Genomic DNA, 23,375 nt, shown 5'->3' on the forward strand with positions numbered 1-23,375 from the left:
AAAAAGTTGATATTATTTTTCGTTTCTGACAATATATTGTGTAAGAGGGTTTCTATAAAAATACTGTTATTTCGATATAAAATAGTGATTTTTGTAGATGTTTTCTCATTATTTTGTGTAAAGGGGAGAAGTAAAATGGTTTATGCATTTCCAAACACTGAAGGGTCGGTAGTTCAATTCAAAGAGAAATATGAAAATTATATTGGCGGAGAATGGACACCCCCAGTGAAGGGTCAATACTTTGACAATGTTACTCCTGTTACTGGACAAGTTTTTACACAAGTAGCGCGTTCAACTGCTGAGGATATCGAACTTGCACTCGATGCAGCACATGCCGCAAAAGATGCATGGGGAAAAACATCCGCAACAGAACGTGCAAACATTTTACTTAAAATTGCGGACCGTATTGAACAAAATTTAGAAAAGCTAGCTGTTGCTGAAACGTGGGAAAACGGTAAAGCGGTACGTGAGACATTAAATGCAGATATCCCTCTTGCCATTGATCATTTCCGTTATTTTGCCGGGGCTTTACGTGCACAAGAAGGTGCAGTAAGCCAAATCGATAATGATACGGTTGCTTATCACTTCCATGAACCAATTGGGGTAGTAGGTCAAATTATTCCTTGGAACTTCCCACTTCTAATGGCTGTTTGGAAGTTAGCACCTGCACTTGCAGCTGGAAACTGTGTAGTGTTAAAACCAGCTGAGCAAACACCGACTTCAATTATGGTGCTCGTTGAATTAATTGAAGATTTATTGCCATCGGGCGTGCTTAATGTTGTTAATGGCTTTGGCTTAGAAGCAGGGAAACCACTAGCATCGAATCCACGTATCGGTAAGATTGCCTTTACTGGTGAAACAACAACAGGTCGCTTAATTATGCAATATGCTTCACAGAACCTTATTCCGGTTACATTAGAATTGGGCGGAAAGTCACCAAATATTTTCTTCGAAGATATTATGGATGAAGACGATGCCTTTTTAGATAAAGCAGTTGAGGGCTTTGTATTATTCGCTCTAAACCAAGGTGAAGTATGTACATGTCCTTCTCGTGCATTAATTCAAGAATCCATTTACGATAAATTTATGGAGCGCGTATTACAGCGTGTAGAAGCAATAAAAGTCGGAAATCCGCTTGATCCGAATACAATGATGGGTGCACAGGCTTCAAGTGAACAAATGGAAAAAATTCTTTCTTACTTGGATATTGGTAAGCAAGAGGGTGCGGAATGTCTGATTGGAGGAGAGAAGAATAATGTAGGAGCAGGCTTTGAAAAGGGCTATTACATTAAACCAACTGTCTTCAAGGGGCACAATAAAATGCGTATTTTCCAAGAAGAAATCTTCGGACCAGTTGTTGCTGTAACAACATTTAAAACAAAAGAGGAAGCTTTAGAAATTGCAAATGACACATTATACGGTTTAGGTGCAGGTGTATGGACACGTGATATGAATACTGCTTACCGCTTCGGTCGAGGTATTGAAGCAGGTCGCGTTTGGACAAACTGCTACCATGCTTATCCTGCACACGCAGCGTTTGGTGGCTATAAAATGTCGGGTGTTGGTCGTGAAAACCATAAGATGATGTTATCGCATTATCAGCAAACGAAAAATTTATTAGTTAGCTACAGCGAAAATAAACTTGGTTTCTTCTAATTAGTAGGGAGGTGCATGAGCGTGGTCGAGCGTGTTTTAGCAACGGAAGAAGCGCTAGCACTAATCAAATTATTGAAAGAAAAGCATGGACCAGTTATATTTCATCAGTCAGGTGGGTGCTGCGATGGTTCCTCACCAATGTGTTATCCAGAAGGCGATTTACTGTTAGGAGATCAAGATGTTTGCCTCGGAAAGATTGGTGGTGCTCCCTTCTATATGCATAAAAATCAATATGATTATTGGAAGCATACACAAATAATCTTGGATGTTGTCGATGGTAGAGGTGGTATGTTCTCACTTGAAGGCGTTGAAGGTAAACGATTCTTAACAAGATCAAGGGCCTTTTCATCAGAGGAATTAAAGGAATTAAAGTTAATTTAACTTCTTTCATCTGAAGTCTCCTATCTCTATAGGTGGTTGCGATCAATGCGGGTTTAGATTACTTTTCAGCGGGTGTCCCAACACCTGTACCTGTCGCTACGCTTTCGGTACAAAAGACACCTGCTGAAATAGAAGAACTCAGTCTAAGAACGCCACGTCCTGTGGCAACGACTGAGTGACCAACATCACGTTGGCCCAAAGCCTCCGGACACTATTATGCCGAGGCATAATTGATCAGCTTTATGGGACAGCGGCAATACTTTTGCCGCTGTTTTTATGTGTTAATTTTTCTGGAAAAGTGTATGTAAGGCTACATTTCTAGCAGAGTTACGTAAAAATAAATATAACTGTAATCGATCTTGTAAGGTCACAGCGAATAAAGATTTTCTACTTGTCCTTTCAATCAATTTAAATACCTCCATTCTGTATAAGTTATTTCTATTTAACCATATAAAATCTAGTAACATACATTAAATTAAGTTTACTTTTTATGTTAATTGTTACAAGCAGAGCGAATCTTTACAACTGTATGTTACGTAAATATGAAAAAGGAGTGTGCTTACAATGGATTTTGCTATGATTGAAAATCAATTTACAAAAACAGTAGAAGAGGTCTCAAAAGCTGTAGGATGGACGGTTGATCGTAAAATTGTGTTAGCAATTGCTAGTGCATATGTGGCGTCAGGAAAAGCCTTTGATACCGTTAAATATAAAGAAGTATTACAAGAAATGAAAAAACAGTCGTCATGGATGTCCCCATTAAGGACAGCTGTAGGCTATAGTATTGCTGCAAATTTGATGCAACAAGAGGATTCTGAACAAGCGGTAAATAATTTGCTGACAAACGTAAGGATAATGAAGGAAGCAAAATTTAGGAGTGGGAATTTTACTTTTATAGGTGCTCAGTTCTTAACTAAAGAGGAGGGTGGGAAGCGTGCCCACGCACAGGCAGCACGTGCATTATTTGAAGCAATCCGCGAGCATCATCGATTTTTAACATCCTTCGACGATATTCCGTATGCAGTATTGTTAAGTAGCCCATCTGATGACGTTGTTCTCCGTGCAGAAACAATGAATCGTTATTATAAGGAATTACGTACATATAACTTTAATGCAGGGAACGAACTACAATGGCTATCGCAGATACTAACATTCTTATCACCTCAATTTGATAGTAATTTAGTACCGAGTGTGGTGACAATCCGTGATACATTAAAAAAACAGGATGTTAAGGTCAAAACGATGCACTATCCATTACTTGGCTTTTTAGCAATTCTTGAAGTGAATCAAGCCCAGCTACAACAGATTATGGATTTATACCACGAGCTAAAGGGTATGAAACTATTGAAATGGCATCGTGAATTTGTGTTATTTATGGCCATCCAAATTGCTATTCATGAAATGGCGAAAATACAACAATCCTTATCAATGACAATCATGTCATCCATTGAATTATTAATTCAAGCACAACAGGCCGCGATGATAGGAGCGGTGACTGCAGCTGCTGTAGCATCTAATTCAAGTTCTTCGTGATAAAATAAAGAAGAACATATTATTTGGAGGTGCAATTGAAGGATGAAGGAAACAAAGCTTTGGATTAATGGCCAGTGGCAGGACGCAAAGGAAACATATGAGTTAAAATCACCTTTTAGTGGTGAGGTTGTCGCAAAAGTAGCGAAGGCGTCAATTTCAGATGTTGAGCGAGCAATAGAAGGTGCACAGGAGGCATTCCAAACGTTTAAAAAAACAACAGCCTACGAACGTGCCGAAATATTATATAAAGTAGTCGACATTATGCGACAACGTAAAGAGGAATTTGCTGAAATTTTGGCCTTAGAGGCAGGAAAACCAATATCAGCAGGATTAACCGAAATAGAACGCACAATAGCGACTTATCAATTTGCTGCAGAGGGGGCTAAGCAGCCAAAGGGTGAAACGGTTCCGATGGATGCTGCACCTGGGGCAGGAGATCGTATTGGCTGGACAAAGCGTGAACCGCTAGGTGTAATATCAGCCATTACACCATTTAATTTTCCGTTTAATTTAGTGGCACATAAATTAGGTCCTGCCTTTGCAGTTGGTAATACGGTTGTATTAAAGCCAGCGACGCAAACACCATTAAGTTCTATCGTGATGGCTGAAATTTTTCAGCAAGCAGGTCTACCGGATGGTGCGCTTCAAATTATTACAGGTAGCGGTGGGGAGTTAAGCGATACACTTGTAACTCATCCACTTGTGAAAAAGGTGACATTCACTGGAAGTGGTAAGGTTGGAATGGGCATTAAAGAAAAGGTAGGTTTACGAAAAGTTACTTTAGAGCTTGGTTCCAATGCTGCAGTAATTGTCGAACCATCGACACCGATTGATAAAATTATCACTCGTTGTGTTGGAGGTGCCTTTAATTTTGCTGGACAAGTCTGTATCTCATTACAACGTATTTATGTACACGCATCTATTATTGATGAATTTACACAAGCGTTCGTAGCTGAGACAGAGAAATTAGTGGTAGGTGACCCACTAGATTCAAAAACAGATGTTAGTGCAATGATAAATTCAAAAGAAGTTGATCGTATTCGTCAATGGATTGAAGAAGCAAAGTCACAAGGTGCGGTAGTCGCAACAGGAGGGACTTTCACAGAACGTACTTTAACGCCAACTGTTATGACGAATGTGACAGCTGATATGAAGATTGTTTGTCAGGAAACTTTCGCGCCAATCGTCTCAATTGTTTCATATGAAACATTAGACGACGCTATTCGACTAGTGAATGAGTCGGAACTTGGATTAAATGCCGGAATTTATACGAATGTGTTAGAAGATGCATTACGTGCGGCTGATGAATTACAGGCTGGCGCTATCATAATTAATGATATTCCGACATTTAGGGTTGATAATATGCCATATGGCGGCGTAAAAATGAGTGGCTATGGACGTGAAGGCATTAAGTGGGCTATCGAGGAAATGACAGATATGAAGTTTATTACAATGAAAAAATCATTCTAATTTGCATCCATTCTTTTTCTGCGATACGATGACGAAAGAACATTCATGAAGGGAAGTTGCAAGAACTATGTCAAACAACGCTGTACCAATGAACCAGTCACGTACTGTTCAAACGCGTCTCGTATTACCGCCAGATACAAATAATCACAATTCCATTTTTGGTGGAAGAGTGTTAGCTTATATTGATGAAATTGCTGCTATTACAGCAATGAAGCATGCAAAAGGGCATGTGGTCACAGCCTCTATTGATTCAGTTGATTTTTTATCAGCAGCACATGTAGGGGACATTTTAGAAATAGAAAGTATTGTTTCATCAACAGGGCGTTCTTCTATGGAAGTCTATGTTCGAGTTATTTCACGGAATATTGAAACTGGCGAGGAGAAATTAACCACGGAATCCTTTGTAACAATGGTCGCAGTAGATGACGATGGTAAACCTAAGCCAGTTCCCGCAATTTATCCTGAAACAGATGCAGAAAAGCGTCTGTTTGAAACGGGACCTGCGCGCCGAGAGCATCGAAAACAAAAACGTGCATTACCACATTAAAGGAAAAGGGAGATTGACGTAGTACAGTACAGTCAATCTCCCTTTTATGTTTCTACATATTTAATTCATTGACCACATTAATAAGTGAGTCAGATGAAGAAGAAACAAGTGTAGCTCCTTGTGACAACTCGGTAATTAAATTAGAAATTGCAGAAATATCTCTTGATGTATTTACATACTGCTGTTGAATTCCAGAAACCGCATCTGCGATATCATTAAATGAATTGGATAAGCTTTCTTGCGTATCTACACTATGTTGAATTTTTTGATCGACATTTAAAACAGAATTCGACATAGTTGTAATATTACTTTCTGTTTCTTTTATGAGATGGGAAACATTTTGTACAGCATTTTTAGTCTCTTCTGCAAGTTTACGAACTTCGTCTGCAACTACTGCAAAGCCTTTACCATGCTCACCAGCACGAGCAGCCTCAATAGAAGCGTTTAGTGCCAATAGGTTAGTTTGATCGGCAATACCTGTTACAAGTCCTACAATTTCCGAAATCTTTTGGGAAGATGTGCGCAATTGGTTCATCGTAACTTCGAGACTGTTGACACTTTGTAAAATGATCTGTATTAAATCATTTTGCTGTTGTAGCTGTTGCTGGCCGCGTCTTGATTTTTCCTGTGTATCGGCAACAAAGCTTAAACCTTGCTTTGTTGCTACAGCGATATCATCTGTCTGAGAGGAGATGACTAATAAAGAAGCTGCTGTTTCTTCACTAATTGCATTGAGCTCCTCTGCCGTTTTCTGAATGGTAGTAACAAGAGCATATTTTGTTTCATCAGCTGCTGTACGAATACGTTCCTCTTCCCGTTCATAGGCCTCGATGACAAGCTGTTGCTCGAAATTAATGATTTTACAGAAGGCGTTGATAGCACGAATTGCGTCATGCTTCGATATATCCAATTTGTTTGCAAAGTTTGTAAATGTCGAAGTTAATGACTGGAATGAGGCAATATACCACTTCGATTGTAGACCGATTCGAACATGTGCCTCGGCAATTGCTTTCCGTTCATTAATGTAAGAGTCATTAATATGACTTTCGAAAATATCACCCAAATGCTTATGTAAAGTAACTTTTAAACGATCGATTTGCGATGTTCTGTTTATAATATCTAATAAATCTTGGCTCAAACTAATAGCTGCATAAAATTGATCCACCATTTCAGGGATTAAATCCTTTGCTAATGGTTGCAATTGTTTAATGATGGCTAAATCCTCAAGTGTTAAATCTAATAATTGTAATTGTTTTTGAAGCTTTGGATGATTGGAAACATCCAATTGAACATTGTTCTTGTAATTTTCAGGCGTTAAAGTAATTGAGTAGCTAGAATCATTCTTTTTTGTAAACCAACTCATTATTGTTTGCTCCATTCTTTATAAATGCATATTAAATATAAAAGTAAACTTAATGCCTATTATTGGATTGATGCGTTTGTTAATTTGAGTAATATATGGTATTTAGTCTATTCTACTATTTTTTGCAGTATTTTTGGTTAAAATTTTAGTTTATTTCTATATTTTTTTTATGAGCACCACAGATGATTGTCGAATCAATTATGCCTTTTGCATAATTGCGTCAGGAATCGGCTTTGTGCTTAGGCCTGCACGAGGGCTGACGATGTCGGTCATTTCGGTAATGCCACAGGACGTGGAGTTTTTACCGATGCAGGTCCGTTAGCCGTTATCGCATGGATGCGATGATTTTAGGCTAACATCCTATGTGAACTCCTTTCTGATTCTGTGACACCCGCTGAAAGAAGGTAAAAGTCATGAAATAGACTATTGAAAAGGTAATAGGTGAATTGAATTTACAATAGGAAACCTGTAAAATACGAACTGTTTAGCTTTATAAATGAACGGAAATTATTTTTGAGGAGGTATTGCATGGAAAAGAAGCGTTTCAAATTTGTCATTCCGGTTATGGTAATTGTAGCAATTGGCTCAGTATATATGCTGAAAAACTACTACGCTGAGGTGCCAGACGTAGATCAACTATTAATAACTATCTGCGCAACATTAGTATCTGGGGTACTTGCATACTTTTTATTCCCGCAGCAAGGTGAAAATAAAATTGATGATCGCGGGCCCTATTGAAATTGAAAAGGCATCCCAGAAAAATTTCTAAGATGCCGGTTATATGGTGAAATCGAAGATCCCTGAGAGTTTGTTAGTTCTCCATCAAGTAATTGTGGAAGCTAACAAATTCTTTTTGTATTGTGTCAATAAACTATCGCTTTTAAGGTTTAAATAATTTGAACCAGCCTTTAAATTTAAAGACTGCTAGCATAAATAGAACGATCAGAATCATAATAGCGAGCACAATAAAGTAGCTATACTGGCCATGGAGCTCAGGCATATTATCGAAGTTCATCCCATAAACACCCGCGATAAATGTTAGAGGAATAAAGATTGTTGAAACAATTGTTAAGGTCATCATAATCCCATTCATACGGCTGGAACTCATCGCCATATAGCTATCACGCATGTCAGCGGTCAGCTCACGATTGGATTCGATCATTTCAGCCAGCTTAAGTAAATGATCGTAAATATCACCGAAGTAAGCTCTTTCTGATTTGTTTAGTGAAAATCGGTAAGAGTTTAGGATACGATATAATAGATCCCGCATTGGTAAAATGGTGCGTCGTAGGTCTAGCAAATCACTACGGAATTCGAACACAGTTTTCATGGCATGAAGGTTACTCTGATAGGTAAGCTCATCTTCAAGTGCATTCAAATGATCCTCAATCTTATAGACAAGTGGGAAATAGCTATCAACGATTTTATCGATTATTTGATACGTTAAATAAATTGTGCCTCGTTCCCATTTCTTTGGCTGTTTCTCGAACATTTGTTGCACTCTATCTATTTCGGGTGCAACATTTTTATGGAATGTAACAATAAATTTATTAGAAACAAAAATATTAACTTCCTCTGCTGCTAATTCTTCGTTAACCCTTTGAATAACAAAGAAATGGAAATCATCATAAAAATCGAGTTTTGGCCGCTGTAAACGCATTAAGCAGTCTTCTATAGCGAGTGGATGGAAATGAAAAAATGTATCTAACTGTAGTTCTTCCTCAGGTGTTGGGCAATCAAAATCGACCCAAAACCACTCAAATTGATTTTTGTGTATGTCCTCAAGAGGAAATTCCTTTAAAAGTTGTTGGTCTTTCGTAATTCCGATTGTGCGTATCACAGCATTCACCTCAATTCTGTTGATTTTATCCTTAAGGCTGTTTGTCTTTAGAACAACGACATCCGCTGAAAGAAGTTAAATGTTAATCCTCTTTATAGCATATCCAACCACCAAATAAAGTAGTGGCAAAGAATCTAGACGGTTTTGTAAATCCTGCTTGCTGGAGCAGTGTTAAAATATCCTCTTCGCGCATATATGAAAGGGAACGTATAGTGTTCTCCATATCTGCTACCTCCGATGGTGATAGCTTAGTATGCTGCAGCCAATAAGCCCGCCATAAATCAAATTGTAACTCCGTTTCAACAGAGCCAAGTTGCCCGTATTTAGAAACAATAACAAATGGCGCACCAGCCTTTAAATTATTTGCTATTTCTTTTAATGTTGCAAGTTTTTCTTGATCGTCATTGATAAAATGAAGCACTAGAATACAGCTAGCTGCATCAAACTTCGCTGAGGGTAGCTTAGTATCTAGTATAGTACCCTGATATAAAGAGATATTATTAGGTAAAGATTTTAAACGCTCTTTGGCAATTTGTAGCATGGCTTCAGCGGGATCCATACCAACAAATGACCAGTATGGCCTATTCTCGGCAAACTGTAAAATTTCATTGCCACTGCCTGAGCCAACCACTAAAAAATCAGCATTGTCGGGTAATGTAGCTTGGTAAAAGGTTTGTGCTAACCGTAGCATAGCATCGTAGCTAGGTAGCGTGCGTCGAATACCTTTTTCATATTCGCTTGCAAGTGTGTTATTAAATTTCATCACGTATCACATGCCTTTCAAAAAAATTTTTTTTTAAATCTAATTTATGTTGAAACTATTTAGGGTACAGTTCCGTAAATAGTAGTACATAAAACAAAAGCAAAATTAAAAAGGAAAGGTTGATATAAGTGGAAACTAAATGGTCTAAAGTAATCATACACGCAAGTGCATTTTTTGCGCCATGGTTAGTACCGATTATATTTTTCTTAATTAGTTCGGATGAAGAGGTAAAAGCAATTTCCGTCCAAGCGTTGTTGTTCCAAGTTGTGATGTGGGTTTTATTTGGAATTTCAGCTGCTTTAAGCGTTATCTTAATTGGCATACCGTTTTTAATCATTTTCGGGATCATGTTATTTGTTGTACCAATTATCGGTATAGTGAAGGCTTTATCTGATGAGCCTTGGCGTTACCCAATTGTTGGTCGTTGGGTATAAAATTTATAGACGCAAGTATATGCTAGTTGCATATACTTGCGTTTTTTCTATAGCCAAAAAGGGTACATTATCGTTATAAGTAGATCCCGAAATTTTTCAGTGTGCGAAATAATTGCAATTATTTTCAAGCGTTTTGTATAATATACTCAAAGATAGTCAAAGATAGTCAAAGTCAGTGGAGTAAGCGAGGTGTATTCCTAAAGTGCGTAATATATCAGACATCATAGAAGGCTACTTAAAGCAAGTACTTGAATTAGGTGGAGAAGGGCATATTGAAATAAAACGTAGTGAAATTGCAGATAAATTTCAATGCGTACCCTCACAAATAAATTATGTGATTAATACAAGATTTACTGCCGAACGAGGTTACCTTGTTGAAAGCAAACGTGGTGGTGGTGGATACATTCGAATTTTACGTGTCCGTGCGAATTCACAAATTGACCTAATTGAGGATGTTCTCAGGCAAATAGAAGATGGGGCATCGCAAACCATGGCAGAAGATTTAGTTTATCGACTAATTGATGAGCAGGTAATTTCGAAGCGAGAAGCGAAAATAATGTTAGCGGCAATTGATCGCTTAACATTGGATTTGCAGCTCCCTTTACGGGATAACATTCGAGCAAGAATATTACGAGCGATGCTAACAACGATTAAATATGAACAGCAAAAGTAGAGAGGTGATGGAAATGATTTGCGAACATTGCAAGCAGCGTAATGCGACAGTTACCGTAACACAAGTTCAAAATGGTCAAAAGGTCGAGCACCATTATTGTGACGTTTGCGCCTCGCAGTTCCATCCATTTCATGCGGAATTTAAACAAGAGCCGGTATCTATTCAACAATTACTATCCAATTGGTTTGGCTCACCCTCATGGCAACAAAAAGTGGATGAAAAACAACAGGCACAACCACAACCGCAAACGTGTCCACAATGTGGATTTACGTATAAACAGTTTTTAAAAGAAGGTAAATTTGGATGCCCTAGCTGCTATGACACTTTTAGTGAACACTTACCAAAGCTCTTTAATCGTATACAGGCTGGTCCTCAGCATATAGGCAAGATGCCTGGGGCCAGAAGCAATGTTTATGTCATCAAGAAGCAAATTGAAGATATTCGTAAACGTATGAAAGTTGCTGTAGATGAAGAACAATTTGAAGAGGCAGCAAAACTTCGTGATGAAGTAAAGGAACTTGAGAAGCAGTTACAATTTGAAGGTGGTGATGTGTCGTGATGATTGAGTCGTTTTTAGAGCAGGCTACACCAACATGGATGAGCGTAGAGGACGATTATTCGGATATTGTCATTAGTACACGCATTCGCCTTGCTCGAAATTTAGACGGATATCGTTTTCCATTAGTCTTTACAGAAAATGAGGCATTGCAGGTAGAACAGGCTGTTACGCATGCAATAAAGGACAGCATGAAACTTCAAGAAAATTACTCTTATTTTGCTATCAAGGATTTAACATTTTTACAACGTCAAATACTTGTAGAAAAACATTTAATTAGTCCTCAGCTGGCAAAAAAAGAGCAAGTTGGATCCATGCTTTTATCTGATGATGAATCAGTTAGTATTATGGTGAATGAAGAGGATCATTTACGCATTCAATGTATGACAGCGAGTTTTCAACTTTTAAAGGCATATGAACATGCCAACAAAATTGATCGTATCTTAGAAAAAGCTTTGCCCTATGCATTTCGTGATACTTTTGGATATTTAACAAGTTGCCCAACGAATATTGGTACTGGTTTGCGAGCATCTGTCATGATGCACCTACCAGCCCTTACGCTAACAGGTCAGATGAATCAAATCATTAATGCAATGACACGATTAGGAATGACAGTAAGGGGAATATACGGCGAAGGTAGTGAAAATATAGGTAATGTTTACCAAGTGTCGAATCAGATTACACTAGGAAAAACAGAGGATGATATTTTAGCGGACATTCAAAGCGTCGCTGAAAAAATTATTCAAAAAGAACGGGTTGCGAGGGGCAAATTAGTGGAAAAGGCAGAGCTTGCTCTAGAAGATCGCGTATACCGTGCTTTAGGAACCTTAACGCATGCTCGAATTTTAACGAGCGAAGAGGCCGCTACCTGCCTATCCAATGTACGTTTAGGAGTAGATTTACAATTGATACAGGGCATTAAAGCGACAACTTTAAACGAATGTGTAGTTAGTATGCAACCTGGATTTTTACAGCATTATGCAGGAGAGGTTTTACCGCCTGCTGATCGTGATCGCGTACGAGCGAAAATGCTTCGAGAAGCATTATTTCGTGAAGATATGAGTAAGCCTATTATTGGGGGAAAAGGAGAGGATTCATATGATGTTTAATCGTTTTACACAACGCGCACAAAAAGTATTACAACTTGCACAGGAAGAGGCAATTCGTTGGAAACACGAATCAATTGGAACAGAGCATATTCTATTAGGGCTTATTCGTGAAGGCGGGGGTATTGCTGCAAAAGCGTTAGAAGCTATTGATATTAGTCCTCAAATGATTGAAGCAGGTATTGAAGAACTAGTTGGAAAAGGTAAAGAAGATGTTGGCCCAATTGTTCACTATACACCAAGAGCTAAAAAGGTAATTGAGTTATCAGTCGATGAATCTCGCAAGCTAGGTCATTCTTATATTGGAACAGAGCACTTACTATTAGCACTTATTCGTGAAGGTGAAGGTGTAGCGGCTAGAGTATTAAATAATGCTGGTGTAGGGTTAAACAAAGCTCGTCAGCAAGTACTATTGTTATTGGGTAATAATGACAATGCCCAATCTGGTCAACAAGCTGCACAGGCTGCTAATACGCCTACATTAGATAGTCTTGCGCGTGATTTAACGCAAATTGCTCGTGAAGGTACTTTAGATCCTGTCATAGGCCGAAGCAAGGAAATTACACGTGTGATTGAAGTTCTATCACGCCGTACAAAAAATAACCCTGTATTAATTGGGGAGCCAGGTGTCGGTAAAACGGCTATTGCTGAAGGTTTAGCACAGCAAATTATCAATAATGAAGTACCAGAAATTCTTCGAGATAAACGTGTCATGACACTTGATATGGGGACAGTTGTTGCAGGTACAAAATACCGTGGTGAATTTGAGGATCGTTTGAAAAAAGTCATGGATGAAATTCGCCAAGCAGGCAATGTTATTTTATTTATTGATGAATTGCATACATTAATCGGTGCAGGTGGGGCAGAAGGTGCCATTGATGCATCAAATATTTTAAAACCATCCTTAGCTCGTGGTGAGCTTCAATGTATCGGTGCGACAACACTAGATGAGTACCGCAAATATATTGAGAAGGATGCAGCTCTAGAGCGCCGATTCCAACCAATTCAAGTTGATGAGCCAACCGTAGAAGAAGCGATTCTAATTATTCATGGCTTACGTGATCGTTATGAAGCTCATCATCGTGTGAAAATTACAGATGAAGCAATTGAAGCGGCAGCAAAAATGAGTGATCGATATATTTCTGATCGCTTCTTACCAGATAAGGCGATTGATTTGATTGATGAAGCAGGTTCTAAAGTACGCTTACGTTCATTCGCGGTGCCACCAAACTTAAAAGCACTTGAAGATAAGCTTGAAAATGTACGCTCTGAAAAGAATGCAGCTGTTTCAGGTCAAGAATTTGAAAAGGCAGCGTCATTAAGAGATACTGAGCAAAAGCTAAAAGATGAAATCGAAACTACAAGGAAAAATTGGAAGGAAGAACAGGGTAAAGCCGAATCAAAAGTTACAGTGGATGATGTAGCAGCGGTAGTATCTATGTGGACGGGAATTCCAGTTTCAAAAATTGCTTCTGAAGAATCATCTAAGCTATTACAGCTTGAAGAAGAGTTACACAAACGAGTTGTAGGTCAAGGAGAAGCAGTAGAGGCAATTTCTCGCGCCATTCGCCGAGCAAGAGCTGGCTTGAAAGATCCGAAACGACCAATTGGTTCATTTATTTTCTTAGGCCCTACAGGGGTTGGTAAAACAGAGCTTGCTAGAGCATTAGCTGAGGTTATGTTTGGCGATGAGGACGCAATGATTCGTGTTGATATGTCTGAGTACATGGAAAAACATTCGACTTCACGTTTAGTTGGTTCACCTCCAGGCTATGTAGGCTTTGATGACGGCGGTCAACTAACAGAAAAGGTTCGTCGTAAACCATATTCTGTAGTATTACTAGATGAAATTGAGAAAGCTCATCCAGACGTTTTCAATATCTTACTTCAAGTACTTGAAGATGGCCGTTTAACTGATTCTAAAGGTCGAGTGGTGGATTTCCGCAACACGGTTGTTATTATGACATCAAACGTTGGTGCGGATGCTTTAAAATATCAGAAAAACCTTGGCTTCAATGTAGGTGGTACTGATACGAAGTATAAAGATATGAAGGGTACAATGCTGGAAGAATTGAAAAAAGCATTTCGTCCAGAATTCTTAAACCGTATCGACGAAATGATCGTCTTCCACTCACTAGAAAAAGAACATTTAAAAGAGATCGTAGCGATGATGGCGAATGTTTTAACAAAACGTCTAAAAGAGCAAGACATCTCGTTAGAGTTAACAGATGCAGCACTTGAGAAAATTGCTGAGGAAGGCTATGATCCTCAATATGGTGCTCGCCCACTACGTCGCGCATTACAAAAACAAGTAGAAGACCGTTTATCGGAAGAACTACTGAAAGGTAATGTAGAAAAGGGCAACCAAGTGATCATTGATTATGTAAATGATGAATTTGTTGTGAAGAAAAAAGAAGAAGTTTCTGCTTCAAAGTAATTCTTCATAGCGTTTCATTTGAAAAGGACAGCAAGGCTATAGTGCCAAGCTGTCTTTTTTTATGTACAATAAATATAAGAACAAATATTCGAGGTGAATTCAATTTGGCTAAGAAGAAAACGAAATTTGTATGCACAGGCTGTGGCTATGAATCTGCAAAGTGGATGGGAAGATGCCCAGGATGTGGGGAATGGAATAAGATGGTTGAGGAAGTTGAGGTCGTAGCTAAAGGGCCTCGTGGGGCATTTCAACATTCTGCTACAGTTACCCAAAAGGCTCTCCCAATTATACAGGTTGAAGCTGCTGAGGAATCACGAGTTGCAACTGAAATGAGTGAGCTCAATCGGGTGCTAGGTGGGGGCATCGTGCCGGGTTCCCTTGTATTAATTGGGGGAGATCCTGGAATTGGGAAGTCGACGTTATTACTACAAGTATCAGCGTTACTATCGAATAAGGGGCATCGCGTGCTCTATATTTCTGGTGAGGAATCAATCCGTCAAACAAAGCTGCGTGCTGAGCGTTTAGGGGTGATATCGCAGGAGCTTTATATCTATTCTGAGACGAATTTAGAGTTTTTAAATCAGACCATTGATGATGTACAGCCGAAGTTTGTGATTGTCGATTCTATTCAAACTGTTTTTCATCCTGAGGTAACGAGTGCGCCTGGTAGTGTATCACAAGTACGTGAATGTACGGCAGAGCTAATGCGAATTGCAAAAACAAAAGGAATCGCTATTTTTTTAGTTGGCCATGTAACGAAAGAGGGTCAAATTGCAGGGCCACGTATTTTGGAGCATATGGTCGATACTGTGTTGTATTTTGAAGGGGAACGACACCATAATCACCGTATTTTACGTAGCCAAAAAAACCGCTTTGGTTCTACAAATGAAATTGCTATATTTGAAATGCTTCAAGGGGGCTTAAAGGAAGTTTTAAATCCGTCTGAGTTGTTCTTACAGGAGCGTTCACAGGGGGCAGCAGGGTCAACGATAGTTGCTTCTATGGAAGGTACACGGCCGATTCTTGTTGAAATTCAGTCGCTTGTAACACCTACAAGCTTTAATTATCCCAAACGTATGGCAACAGGTGTCGATCAAAACCGTGTGCAACTGTTAATGGCAGTCCTTGAAAAGAGAATGGGTCTCATGCTACAGGCACAGGATGCGTATATTAAAGTTGCTGGAGGTGTGAAGCTTGATGAACCTGCAATTGACTTGGCCGTGCTGACAAGCATTGTTTCAAGCTTTAAGGACCAAGCCGTTAGAGCAACAGATTGTTTTATTGGGGAAGTAGGTTTGACAGGAGAGGTGCGTCGTGTGTCTCGTATTGAACAGCGTGTGATTGAGGCAGCGAAGCTCGGTTTTAAACGGGCCTTCATTCCAGCTTCTAATATTGGCGGTTGGGATTTTCCCCAAGGTATTGAGATAGTCGGAGTAGAAACGATAAAGGATGCATTAAATGCCTGCTTTAGAGAGCTATAAATAAGTTTGTGCATGTTGGATAATGCTCTGACATGCACTTTTATTTAGGAGCTCGTGGATTATAGGCGGAAACTCGAAAAGGGGGATGCGCGTCCTAGATAACGTCTGACAATAAGGCTCGTATAATGGCTCATCGGACGCCACTAAAGGGGCTTCTTATTTTGGATAGATATTTATCTTCAAAATTATTTTTAACTCTTTCGATGACTAAAAATTATCGATAATAAAGAAGGGAAATTAACGGTAATTTGATGGGTTCATGAAAGATTTTCTACAGTAAACTATGTATAATTATATTTAAGAATGGGAGGTGACAGCTTATGAAAAAATTTGTTCAAATTGCTTTTTTACTGATTGGAGGAGCTTTAGGCCTTGTTTTCTTACCGCCATTATACAAATTGCTTCATTTATCATCTAATCCTTGGCTTGATAATCCTTACGTATCAGTTGCTTTAGGAGCAATTATACTGTTTACATTATCGTTTGCCTTTTCCGATTATTTTGTGAGGCTCATTAGCTGGATGGAAGAGGTGCTATTTAAGGTACCTGTTGGGGATTTATTATTCGGTACGCTCGGTCTTATAATTGGATTGATCGTTGCATATTTTTTAGGGTTTGCTATTGATAGTGTTAAATTGGGAGCCATTACAGGGGTTATACCGATTATCCTGTCATTTGTACTCGGTTATTTAGGGTTCCGTGTAGGTTTTAAAAAGCGGGATGAATTAATTCAGCTATTTACATTACGTAGTAACCATACGAAGAAGAAACAAGCAGAAGGTATAGAGACTCAAGAAGAACAAGGAAGCTATAAACTGTTAGATACGAGTGTTATTATCGATGGTCGTATTGCAGATATTTCAGAAACAGGCTTTATAGAAGGTATATTAGTTGTACCTCAGTTTGTCCTTACTGAACTCCAACATATTGCAGATTCTTCGGATACGTTAAAACGTACAAGAGGTCGTCGTGGTTTAGATATTTTAAAAAAATTACAAGATGAACGTATGACAAAGGTTGAGATTACGGAAGAGGACTTTGAGGATGTGCAAGAGGTTGATTTAAAATTAGTACGTCTTGCGAAGAAAATGGGTAACGATACACAGATTGTAACGAACGACTTTAACCTTAACAAAGTTTGTGAGCTACACCAAGTGAAGGTACTAAACATTAATGATTTAGCAAATGCAGTGAAGCCGGTAGTTATTCCAGGTGAGGATATGCAAGTGATGGTCATTAAAGATGGGAAAGAGCATAATCAAGGAGTGGCTTATTTAGATGACGGCACAATGATAGTTGTTGAAGGTGGACGTAGCTATATAGGACAGGCAATTACGGTGACCGTTACAAGTGTTCTGCAAACATCAGCAGGTCGTATGATTTTTGCTAAACCAAAGGATGACTAGGAAGTGAAAAAAATGCAATATGAAGTTGTATTGCCTGCAGCGGGAAGCGGAAAGCGAATGGGAGCGGGGCAAAATAAGTTATTTTTAAATCTTTCAGGGAAACCGATTCTCATCCATACACTGCAGGTATTTGAACAGGATAGTCAATGTACAGGTATTTGGCTTGCTGTGAAACCAGAGGAACGGGCCTTTATTCAAGAAATGCTAGGGAAATATGGAATCTCAAAGGTTAAAGGCTTGCCTGATGGTGGTGCTGAGCGACAGCATTCCGTGCATTCGTGCATGAAGGAAATGGAGCAGGTCGACATTGTGCTTGTGCATGATGCGGCGCGTCCGTTCATTACTCATGGTATTATTGCGAATCTTGTACAAAGTGCGCATGACTTTGGAGCCGCGATTGCGGGTGTTCGCGCGAAGGATACGATGAAAAAGGTACGTGATGGTGTTATTGAAGAGACGGTTGATCGTGAAAGCTTATGGATGATTCAAACACCACAAGCATTTCAATTCGATTTGATTGTGGAGGCAGAGGATGTAGCTGAGAAAGTGGGCTTCCTTGGTACCGATGAAGCAATGCTAGTTGAACGTCTCGGACATGCAGTGCATATCGTAGAAAGTAGCTACGAAAATGTGAAGATGACTACCCAAGAGGATTTAGTTTTCGGGGAAGCGATATTACGTAAACGTGCTTTGGAAACATTATAATAATGAACTAATAATCTCATCAGCATTATAAATTGCTGATGAGATTTTACATTTCAGCCAATGAAAAAGCACACTATTTACTAACGGCTCAATTTCCTAGGAAATATGTTAAATGTGAGGGTATAATATAGAGTAAATATAAAAGTGAAAGAAGGTGAATGAGACTGCCTTATAAGCTGAATAGAGCTTTGTAAAGATGCGCATCATCTATGGTAAAAGTAAGGAAGGTAATGAGCCTATTGTTGATGGATTTTTCTGTTTTGATTCACTTATTAGACAATCTCAATAGCATATGTTTCGAGTTGGACAAGGATTTGACGTTCATGCATTTGAAGAAGGACGTCCATTAATTATTGGTGGTATAACAATTCCTCATGAAAAAGGATTAGTAGGGCATTCAGACGCAGATGTATTATTACATACTGTGACAGATGCAGCATTAGGGGCTATTGGTGAGGGAGATATCGGCCGACATTTCCCGGATACAGACCCAGCATTTAAGGATGCAGATTCAGCGAAATTATTAGAGCATATTTGGAAAATTGTTGAGGATAAAGGCTATGTTCTAGGAAATGTGGATTGTACGATTATGGCACAGCGCCCGAAAATGGCACCATATATTGAGCAAATGCAAAATCGTATTGCTGAATTACTTCATGCAGAGCCTTCACAAGTGAATGTCAAGGCAACAACAACTGAGCGTTTAGGTTTTACAGGTCGCGAGGAAGGTATTGCAGCAATGGCTACAATTCTTTTGATTAAGAAGTAAAAGCAGGCTTTCAACGCTTTTATTTCCTGTATCAGAGTGGTAAAATGAACAAAGTCAATTTTTTGATCGAAAATTTAGGAGGCTTTTAATTATGGCGAAAGAAGTTCGTGTTCGTTACGCGCCATCCCCTACTGGTTACTTACATATCGGTGGAGCGCGTACAGCGTTATTCAACTATTTATATGCAAAACATCATAACGGTAAGTTTATCGTACGTATTGAGGATACGGATATTGAACGTAATGTTGAGGGCGGAGAAGCATCTCAGTTAGATAACTTAAAATGGTTAGGTATTGAATATGATGAGTCTATTGATATCGGTGGACCGTACGCACCTTATCGTCAAATGGAGCGTCTTGATATTTATAAAGAGCATGCTGAAAAGCTTTTAGAGCTAGGTGTAGCTTATAAATGTTTCTGTTCTTCAGAGAAATTAGAAGCATCTCGTGAAGAGCAAAAAGCACGAGGTGTAGCAGCCCCAACGTATGATGGCACTTGTCGTCATTTATCAGCAGAGGAAGTTGCGGCTAAAGAAGCTGCTGGTGAACCTTATACAATCCGTATGCGCGTACCTGAAAATGTAACATATGAGTTTGAGGATTTAGTACGTGGACAAGTCTCATTTGAATCAAAAGACATTGGTGACTGGGTAATTGTTAAAGCAAACGGTATCCCAACTTATAACTATGCGGTTGTATTAGATGATCACTTCATGGAAATTTCACACGTATTCCGTGGTGAAGAGCATTTATCAAACACACCAAAACAAATGATGATTTTTGATGCATTCGACTGGGAGTATCCAAGCTTCGGTCATATGACATTAATCATTAATGAAAACCGTAAAAAGTTATCAAAACGTGATGAATCCATTATTCAATTCATTACACAATATAAAGATTTAGGCTACCTACCTGAGGCAATGTTCAACTTCTTTGCATTACTTGGCTGGTCTCCTGAAGGGGAAGAAGAGATTTTCTCAAAAGAAGAATTTATTAAAATCTTTGATGAGAAACGTCTTTCAAAATCACCATCTATGTTTGATAAGCAAAAACTTACATGGATGAATAACCAATACATTAAAAAGCTATCTTTAGAAGAAGTTGTGTCATTATCTTTACCACACCTACAAAAAGCAGGCTTATTACCAGCAGAGCTAACGGCACAAGAGCATGCATGGGCAACGGATTTAATTGCACTTTATCATGACCAAATGAGCTTCGGTGCTGAAATAGTAGAACTATCTAGCCTATTCTTTAATGATCATATTGAATATGATGATGAAGCAAAGGCAGTTTTAGCAGGTGAACAGGTACCAGAAGTAATGGCAGCATTTAAAGCACAGCTTGAAGGTTTAGAAGAATTTACACCGGATGCTGTCAAAGCCGCTATTAAAGCTGTTCAAAAAGAAACAGGTCACAAAGGTAAGAATTTATTCATGCCAATTCGCGTTGTGACAACGGGTGAAACACATGGCCCTGAGCTTCCTAACGCAATTTGCTTAATCGGTAAAGAGAAGACAATTGACCGTGTAGGGAGATTTGCACAATAAATAGAATTTTGTTGACAATTTATTAGTTAGTTGTAAAATGTATTTACATTGAGAAAGCGTTGATAAGGAGAAGTAAGTGGCGCATGCTCTAAAGAGAGGACCATCACCGGCTGAAAGTGGTCTGAGCCTAGGCAAAACTGAAATGCACCTTTGAGCATAAAGCTGAACAATAGTAGGCTTTATCGATTCGTTCCCGTTATAGAACGTCCAGAGTGGGGGGCTATGCCTTCAATCAGAGTGGAACCGCGCAAATTTAGCGTCTCTGTCATTCCTTTTAGGGATGATAGGGGCGTTTTTTATTTTATCTTCATTCAGCAAATGTTTTATCGCGAAAGCATGCGCAGATACAGAAGACTTTAATTACTTTTTCAGTGGCTGTCCAAACACCTACTGAAATAGAGGAACTCAGTCTAAGAACGCCACGTCCTATGGCTTTACCGAAATGACCGACATCGTGTCGGCCCTCGTGCAGGCCTGGGCACAATTCAAAATCCGGACGCTATTACGCCAAGGCGAAATTGATAGATCAATTCTACTCAGTTAACTCTGAAGCGAAACAACGTTAGCTACAATTTCAAAGGCCAAGGATGCTGTTGATTGTGTGAAAGTTCCAAAGGATCAAGGCGGATCAAAACCGGAAAGGAGGAGTTTTTCGTGTTTAAAAGAATGAAGGAAGATGTAGAAACAATTTTTGAGAATGATCCAGCTGCGCGTAGTGTACTTGAAGTTGTGTTGACATACTCAGGTCTGCACGCTACGTGGGCACACCGAGTTGCACATTGGTTCTTTAAAAAGCGTTTTTATTTTATAGCTCGTGCCATTTCACAAATTAGTCGCTTCTTTACTGGAATTGAAATTCATCCTGGCGCGAAAATTGGTCGACGTTTCTTTATTGACCATGGGATGGGCGTTGTGATTGGTGAAACTTGTGAGATTGGTGATAATGTCACATTGTATCAAGGTGTAACTTTAGGTGGTACAGGGAAAGAAAAAGGAAAGCGACATCCGACATTAGAAGATAATGTGCTAGTTGCGACTGGTGCAAAGGTGCTAGGTTCTATTACAATTGGTGAGAATAGTAAAATTGGTGCAGGTTCAGTTGTTTTAAAAGAAGTGCCACCAAATGCTACAGTTGTCGGTATTCCTGGTAAAATAGTGATTAAGGATGGAGTTCGTCTAGAGAAAAAGCTAGATCACCAAAATATACCTGACCCTGTAGAAGAACGTTGTCAAGCTTTCGAGAAGCAGATTGTAGAATTGCAACAACAGGTCGAACGCTTACAAAAGGAGAGAGAAGCACAATGAGTATTCAAATTTATAACTCATTAACACGACAAAAGGAAACCTTCATACCGCTAGAAGAAGGTAAAGTAAAAATGTACGTTTGCGGTCCGACAGTTTATAACTATATTCATATTGGGAATTCACGCCCTGTAATTGTCTATGATACAGTTCGTCGTTATTTTCAATACAAAGGCTATGATGTGAAGTTTGTTTCGAACTTCACAGATGTGGACGACAAAATTATTAAGGCTGCTAACGAGCTTGGAGAAGAAGTTCATGAATTAACAGAGCGCTTTATTGCTGCTTATTTTGAAGATATTACAGCGCTAGGCTGCAAGAAGGCTGATGTACATCCACGCGTCACTGAGCATATGGATGATATCATTCAATTTATACAAATTTTAATCGATAAAGGCTACGCTTACGAGTCGGCTGGTGATGTTTACTACCGAACTCGTAAATTCAATGGCTACGGTAAATTATCTCATCAATCGGTGGATGATTTAAAAATTGGTGCTCGTATTGAAGCAGGCGAGAAAAAAGATGATGCATTAGATTTTGCTTTATGGAAAGCTGTCAAACCAGGTGAGATTTTCTGGGAAAGTCCTTGGGGAAAAGGTCGTCCGGGTTGGCACATTGAATGCTCGGTAATGGCGCGTGAGCATCTGGGAGATACTATTGATATTCATGCTGGAGGGCAAGATTTAACATTCCCGCATCATGAAAATGAAATTGCTCAATCTGAAGCTCATAATGATAAGACATTTGCGCGTTATTGGATGCACAATGGGTATATTAATATTGATAATGAAAAAATGTCCAAATCTCTTGGTAATTTTATACTTGTCAATGATATTCGCAAACAAATTGACCCACAAATATTACGCTTCTTTATGCTTTCAGTGCACTATCGTCATCCGATTAACTTTGCAAAAGATTTAGTCGATGCAGCTGCATCTGGTTTAGAACGAATTCAAACAGCCTACAACAATGTCAAGCACCGCTTAACGGCGACAACGAGCTTAGGCAATCATTCAGAAGAGTGGCTTGAAAAAATTACTGAACAAAAAGCTCTTTTTGAAGAAGCAATGGACGATGACTTTAATACAGCCAATGCTATTTCCGTATTATTTGAATTGGCGCGTATTGCCAATATTTATTTAAATGAAATGAACACAGATGAGAAAGTATTATTGCGTTTTGTTGAAATTTTTGAGGTGTTAGGTGACGTCTTAGGTATTGAATTTGCTAAAGAAGATGAGCTATTAGACGAAGAAATTGAAGCACTTTTACAGGAACGCGTAGAAGCACGTAAAAACCGTGATTTTGCTCGTTCAGATGAAATCCGTGACCATTTGCAAGCGCAAGGTATCATTTTAGAAGATACTCGACAAGGAACTAGATGGAAACGAGGGTAAG

At 39.0% G+C, this 23,375-nt stretch carries 22 protein-coding genes and 1 other annotated feature; of the genes, 18 read left to right on the top strand and 4 right to left on the bottom strand.

The features are described 5' to 3' along the window. Window positions 1–135 precede the first annotated feature (135 nt). Together adh and ACIQXF_RS13970 are read left to right on the top strand one after the other, a co-directional pair. Entirely contained in the window at window positions 136–1,656 is a 1,521-nt protein-coding gene (gene adh / locus ACIQXF_RS13965; protein WP_402783729.1) for an aldehyde dehydrogenase, read from the top strand. Between the two features lie 21 nt (window positions 1,657–1,677). Then, window positions 1,678–2,037 carry a DUF779 domain-containing protein gene (locus tag ACIQXF_RS13970; RefSeq protein WP_402783730.1) on the top strand — a complete coding sequence of 120 codons (360 nt, stop codon included), beginning with the start codon at window positions 1,678–1,680 and terminating at the stop codon, window positions 2,035–2,037. Between the two features lie 58 nt (window positions 2,038–2,095). On the opposite strand, the gene ACIQXF_RS13975 is transcribed toward ACIQXF_RS13970, so the two are convergent. Then, window positions 2,096–2,236 carry a hypothetical protein gene (locus tag ACIQXF_RS13975; protein ID WP_402783731.1) on the bottom strand — a complete coding sequence of 47 codons (141 nt, stop codon included), beginning with the start codon at window positions 2,234–2,236 and terminating at the stop codon, window positions 2,096–2,098. A gap of 365 nt (window positions 2,237–2,601) precedes the next feature. On the opposite strand from ACIQXF_RS13975, the gene ACIQXF_RS13980 reads away from it, so the two are divergent. The 3 genes from ACIQXF_RS13980 (at window position 2,602) to ACIQXF_RS13990 (ending at window position 5,587) form a co-directional block, all read left to right on the top strand. Next, window positions 2,602–3,570, top strand: coding sequence for a DUF4003 family protein (locus tag ACIQXF_RS13980; RefSeq protein ID WP_402783732.1), 969 nt, complete (start codon window positions 2,602–2,604; stop codon window positions 3,568–3,570). A 42-nt stretch (window positions 3,571–3,612) separates the two neighbouring features. Continuing rightward, window positions 3,613–5,040, top strand: a complete 1,428-nt coding sequence (locus ACIQXF_RS13985) for an aldehyde dehydrogenase family protein (RefSeq protein WP_402783733.1) — start codon at window positions 3,613–3,615, stop codon at window positions 5,038–5,040. Between the two features lie 67 nt (window positions 5,041–5,107). Next, entirely contained in the window at window positions 5,108–5,587 is a 480-nt protein-coding gene (locus ACIQXF_RS13990) for an acyl-CoA thioesterase (protein ID WP_402783734.1), read from the top strand. A 52-nt stretch (window positions 5,588–5,639) separates the two neighbouring features. Here the strand turns inward: ACIQXF_RS13990 and ACIQXF_RS13995 are convergent, their stop codons facing one another. Continuing rightward, complete coding sequence (locus ACIQXF_RS13995) at window positions 5,640–6,950, bottom strand: protoglobin domain-containing protein (protein ID WP_402783735.1); 1,311 nt, start codon at window positions 6,948–6,950, stop codon at window positions 5,640–5,642. 528 nt (window positions 6,951–7,478) lie between these two features. Here ACIQXF_RS13995 and ACIQXF_RS14000 point away from each other — a divergent pair. After that, entirely contained in the window at window positions 7,479–7,688 is a 210-nt protein-coding gene (locus tag ACIQXF_RS14000) for a hypothetical protein (protein WP_402783737.1), read from the top strand. Between the two features lie 142 nt (window positions 7,689–7,830). On the opposite strand, the gene corA is transcribed toward ACIQXF_RS14000, so the two are convergent. Together corA and ACIQXF_RS14010 are read right to left on the bottom strand one after the other, a co-directional pair. After that, on the bottom strand, window positions 7,831–8,790 hold the full coding sequence (gene corA, locus ACIQXF_RS14005; protein ID WP_402783805.1) for a magnesium/cobalt transporter CorA: 960 nt from the start codon (window positions 8,788–8,790) through the stop codon (window positions 7,831–7,833). Between the two features lie 82 nt (window positions 8,791–8,872). After that, complete coding sequence (locus ACIQXF_RS14010; RefSeq protein WP_402783807.1) at window positions 8,873–9,553, bottom strand: class I SAM-dependent methyltransferase; 681 nt, start codon at window positions 9,551–9,553, stop codon at window positions 8,873–8,875. Between the two features lie 128 nt (window positions 9,554–9,681). Here ACIQXF_RS14010 and ACIQXF_RS14015 point away from each other — a divergent pair, with 128 nt between their 5' ends. The 12 genes from ACIQXF_RS14015 (at window position 9,682) to cysS (ending at window position 23,374) form a co-directional block, all read left to right on the top strand. After that, entirely contained in the window at window positions 9,682–9,987 is a 306-nt protein-coding gene (locus tag ACIQXF_RS14015; protein ID WP_402783739.1) for a magnetosome magnetite crystal formation protein family, read from the top strand. Window positions 9,988–10,189: 202 nt separating this feature from the next. Beyond that, window positions 10,190–10,660 (top strand): CtsR family transcriptional regulator, encoded by a 471-nt coding sequence (locus ACIQXF_RS14020; RefSeq protein WP_402783741.1) that lies wholly within the window; start codon window positions 10,190–10,192, stop codon window positions 10,658–10,660. A gap of 13 nt (window positions 10,661–10,673) precedes the next feature. Beyond that, the gene (locus tag ACIQXF_RS14025; RefSeq protein WP_402783743.1) at window positions 10,674–11,219 is read left to right on the top strand and encodes a UvrB/UvrC motif-containing protein; all 546 of its coding nucleotides are present in this window, start codon (window positions 10,674–10,676) and stop codon (window positions 11,217–11,219) included. After that, window positions 11,216–12,325 carry a protein-arginine kinase McsB gene (gene mcsB / locus ACIQXF_RS14030; RefSeq protein ID WP_402783745.1) on the top strand — a complete coding sequence of 370 codons (1,110 nt, stop codon included), beginning with the start codon at window positions 11,216–11,218 and terminating at the stop codon, window positions 12,323–12,325. Before ACIQXF_RS14025 ends, mcsB begins: the two co-directional genes overlap by 4 nt. After that, window positions 12,315–14,759, top strand: coding sequence for an ATP-dependent Clp protease ATP-binding subunit (locus ACIQXF_RS14035; protein WP_402783747.1), 2,445 nt, complete (start codon window positions 12,315–12,317; stop codon window positions 14,757–14,759). The genes mcsB and ACIQXF_RS14035 overlap by 11 nt, the downstream gene beginning before the upstream one ends. Window positions 14,760–14,863: 104 nt before the next feature. Next, the gene (gene radA / locus ACIQXF_RS14040) at window positions 14,864–16,240 is read left to right on the top strand and encodes a DNA repair protein RadA (RefSeq protein ID WP_402783749.1); all 1,377 of its coding nucleotides are present in this window, start codon (window positions 14,864–14,866) and stop codon (window positions 16,238–16,240) included. Window positions 16,241–16,560: 320 nt separating this feature from the next. Continuing rightward, complete coding sequence (locus tag ACIQXF_RS14045) at window positions 16,561–17,646, top strand: PIN/TRAM domain-containing protein (RefSeq protein ID WP_402783751.1); 1,086 nt, start codon at window positions 16,561–16,563, stop codon at window positions 17,644–17,646. A 12-nt stretch (window positions 17,647–17,658) separates the two neighbouring features. Further along, complete coding sequence (gene ispD / locus ACIQXF_RS14050) at window positions 17,659–18,351, top strand: 2-C-methyl-D-erythritol 4-phosphate cytidylyltransferase (protein WP_402783809.1); 693 nt, start codon at window positions 17,659–17,661, stop codon at window positions 18,349–18,351. Window positions 18,352–18,643: 292 nt separating this feature from the next. After that, window positions 18,644–19,120: a 2-C-methyl-D-erythritol 2,4-cyclodiphosphate synthase gene (gene ispF / locus ACIQXF_RS14055; protein ID WP_370044013.1), complete on the top strand. Its 477-nt coding sequence runs from the start codon at window positions 18,644–18,646 to the stop codon at window positions 19,118–19,120. Window positions 19,121–19,211: 91 nt separating this feature from the next. After that, window positions 19,212–20,672 (top strand): glutamate--tRNA ligase, encoded by a 1,461-nt coding sequence (gene gltX, locus ACIQXF_RS14060; RefSeq protein ID WP_402783753.1) that lies wholly within the window; start codon window positions 19,212–19,214, stop codon window positions 20,670–20,672. A gap of 50 nt (window positions 20,673–20,722) precedes the next feature. Continuing rightward, window positions 20,723–20,939, top strand: a binding site (T-box leader). 387 nt (window positions 20,940–21,326) lie between these two features. Next, on the top strand, window positions 21,327–21,977 hold the full coding sequence (epsC, locus tag ACIQXF_RS14065; protein ID WP_402783755.1) for a serine O-acetyltransferase EpsC: 651 nt from the start codon (window positions 21,327–21,329) through the stop codon (window positions 21,975–21,977). Then, complete coding sequence (gene cysS / locus ACIQXF_RS14070; protein ID WP_402783757.1) at window positions 21,974–23,374, top strand: cysteine--tRNA ligase; 1,401 nt, start codon at window positions 21,974–21,976, stop codon at window positions 23,372–23,374. Before epsC ends, cysS begins: the two co-directional genes overlap by 4 nt. Window position 23,375: the final 1 nt, after the last annotated feature.

The sequence above is a fragment of the Lysinibacillus sp. NPDC097231 genome (assembly GCF_044761885.1).
Taxonomy (GTDB): domain Bacteria; phylum Bacillota; class Bacilli; order Bacillales_A; family Planococcaceae; genus Lysinibacillus.